Below are 2,700 nucleotides of genomic sequence, written 5' to 3'. Positions count from 1 at the left end.
AGAATAACTCGTTGTCCGGTGACAAGGCCAGAGAGTCAGTCAAACAAAGTACCGAATGGTGGAAAAATCAGGTTAGGGAAAAATTGGGTGAAGGTAAAACTTCAACGGCTGTGAATAGTGTGTTAGGCGCCCTCAATGATGCCGGTGACTTTGCTCTTGTGGGCGCTGATTACCTTTTTGACGGTGCAGCCGCTATTACATCTTGTGCTATTGGGGATAATTATTGTCAGCATGCCCTGAATGATCTGGAGGGTAAAAATCAGGCTGTCGCGGGTAGTGTGAAATCACTGATGACGGGTGAAAGTTGGCAGGCCATCAAGGAAACTGCTAAAAAAGCGGGGGAAGGTGATCAGTTAGCTTCAGAAAAACTGGGGGCAGCTATTGCTGGCGCCTTGATCCCTGGTAAGAAAGTTCCCACTGTGTCATCAGCTGTTTCTGGCACTAATAAACTTGAGTCAACGGTAGCCAGTGCAAACAAAACGACAAGTGGTGCCGAGAATATCGCCATTTATCCGAAGTTAAAATCAGATTTAGTTCAGCAAAATCTGGATAATATTGCAAAACAGGACTCAAGGTTGGCAGCAGCGGTAAAAGGCAGTGGTTCAACTAATCCTAATTTCTCTGTAGGAATGGGAACTGCGGCGGATGCTGATCGATTAGGTAAAATTTGGGTTGGTGATGGAGGAAAATTAGTCGATAACCAAGCTAAATGTCCCGGTTGTTGGATCAGTGCAGATGGAGTGCGCTTATATCGTCCTCCAACAAATAAGAAAAGTCAGTTCGCAGTTACTGGAGTACAGGCAAACTTCCAATTATTTGATAAATCAGGAAATGTGATTAGCAATGGTCACTTAAACGTCACCAAATGAAAGCGAATTTAAAAGCGTTATGGTCGGATCATTTTTTACTAGAAGAATTTGCACCTCCGGAAAATGATAATTTTTCTTTATGGATTGAGTTATCAATTGGTGTTCATGATGAAGAAGGTGCTGATTATTTTCAAGTGCAAATATGTACTCCCGAATGGCTTTGTAATCATCATTGGCAGCCGGAATTGATACGTCATACGCTTCTGGTACGTAAATATGATCTGGCTGAAATCCAAAAGACCATCACGGATTATATTGAACAGTGTGAAGGTAATGACTGGATGGAGATAGCCCAAAAGCTTTCCCGTGTCTTTGCCTGGGAATATGAGGATTATCAACCTTAACCTGTTGTTATCCAAAGAGTCCAGCTAAAGAACTGGACTCTTCCTTTAGCCGTCAGTCATTCTCAGCCAGTTGAATGATTAACTGTCCGGCTTCGCTGGTAATAGTGATGGGCTTCCCCGTAGTAAACCCCAGCGCGGCCAGCCAGCGTCCCTTAATGGTGAGCTGCGGGTACGGATTGGGCTTGCCCCGGTTAGGCCGGTAGCCCACGGTGTAATGCCGTGGCTTTACAGCCTGCCCTTTAGTTGTAATGGTTTTTGCTTTAGAATCGCATTTAGCCATGATGAACTACCTCTGATAGTTGGTGATGGTTAGCGGCGCTGGAGTGTTCCCGCACTTCAGCGCCGTGCTGTGTTAACTCTCTTCCTTCGCTGTTGTTGAGATACAGGCCATTGTGCCGGCAATCTGAGTTTTGATGATCATTGCATCCAGCAACTCTTTAATAACCTCCTGCTCATACTGTGGCATACGAGAAATTGCCTCAAATTGGTAACGTAGTCGCTCACTGGGACCGCGCTCCTGTTCATCAAAAACCAGCATATCCGCACTGACACCGAGCGAAATAGCCAAGCGACGTATTACCTCTAAGGTAGGTTGTGCTGAGCCTCCCTCATAGCGCCGGATCTGTAAAACTGCCACACCAGCCATATCAGCCAGCGCCTGCTGAGTGAGCCCGCGCTCCTTGCGTAATGTGGTAAGCCGTTCAGGGAACTGCATATCGAGAAACCAGGTTGTTGAACTTGATATCACTATATATCCCCCTTTTAAAAAGCTTGTTTTTAGATATCTTATCAGATATGTTTTAAATATCAATATAGCATCTTGACAGGTTTTTACAGGAGGTAACCGATGGCCCGCATTCCCGATACCGATTTAGCCCGCTTAAAGCAAACCGTCTCATTGCTGGGGCTGGCACGTAAGCAGGGCCGTCTGATGAAAAAACGGGGGAAGGATTATGTGCTGCGTTGCCCCTTCCATGAGGAGAAAACGCCCTCAATGGTCATCTCACCGGCCAAAAACTTCTATCACTGCTTTGGCTGCGGGGCCGCCGGGTCGGTGCTGGACTGGGTGATACAAACGGAAGGGGTGACGCTGAAAATTGCTATCCGCCGGCTGCGGGAGCTGGCCGGGCTGCCGGACATGGACAATGCCGTGGTGGCCGCTTCTTCTTTAGCCGCTCCGCCGGAATCACAGGCGGCCCCCCTGCCGCGCCCGAAACTGGCCGATCTGGACGATGACGGACAGGCGCTGTTACATCAGGTGGTTGATTTTTATCATCAGAACTTACTGGCATCACCGGAAGCCAAAGCCTGGCTGGAACGACGCGGACTGCATCATCCTGAACTGGTCAGTCACTTTAAGCTGGGGTACGCAGGCAATCACGGTATCGGCGGTTCAGCGGGGTTGTTGCCGTCGAAATCGAGTAATGAGGGGCAGCAGTTGCGCGACAAACTGGCTGGGCTGGGCGTGTTGCGTACCACCACCCGGC

The 2,700-nt window shown here is 48.5% G+C and carries 5 protein-coding genes; 3 read left to right on the top strand and 2 right to left on the bottom strand.

Translation table 11 applies throughout. The annotated features are described in order from the left end of the window. The coding region (locus D3222_RS26390) for a hypothetical protein (RefSeq protein ID WP_118988312.1) at positions 1-869 on the top strand (869 nt) is incomplete at its 5' end. Beyond that, positions 866-1,213: an immunity 8 family protein gene (locus D3222_RS24115; RefSeq protein ID WP_118988311.1), complete on the top strand. Its 348-nt coding sequence runs from the start codon at positions 866-868 to the stop codon at positions 1,211-1,213. The genes D3222_RS26390 and D3222_RS24115, both read left to right, overlap by 4 nt. Positions 1,214-1,265: 52 nt before the next feature. Here the strand turns inward: D3222_RS24115 and D3222_RS24110 are convergent, their stop codons facing one another. Then, the gene (locus D3222_RS24110) at positions 1,266-1,493 is read right to left on the bottom strand and encodes a SymE family type I addiction module toxin (protein WP_041382320.1); all 228 of its coding nucleotides are present in this window, start codon (positions 1,491-1,493) and stop codon (positions 1,266-1,268) included. 72 nt (positions 1,494-1,565) lie between these two features. Next, positions 1,566-1,928 carry a helix-turn-helix domain-containing protein gene (locus D3222_RS24105; protein ID WP_011147857.1) on the bottom strand — a complete coding sequence of 121 codons (363 nt, stop codon included), beginning with the start codon at positions 1,926-1,928 and terminating at the stop codon, positions 1,566-1,568. A gap of 132 nt (positions 1,929-2,060) precedes the next feature. On the opposite strand from D3222_RS24105, the gene D3222_RS24100 reads away from it, so the two are divergent. Further along, positions 2,061-2,700 (top strand): CHC2 zinc finger domain-containing protein (locus D3222_RS24100; protein ID WP_232832671.1); only part of this gene is annotated, 640 nt, incomplete at its 3' end.

This window comes from Photorhabdus sp. CRCIA-P01 (assembly GCF_003545805.1).
GTDB classification, from domain to species: Bacteria; Pseudomonadota; Gammaproteobacteria; order Enterobacterales; family Enterobacteriaceae; genus Photorhabdus; species Photorhabdus antumapuensis.
This window is presented reverse-complemented; position numbering and strand designations above follow the sequence as displayed.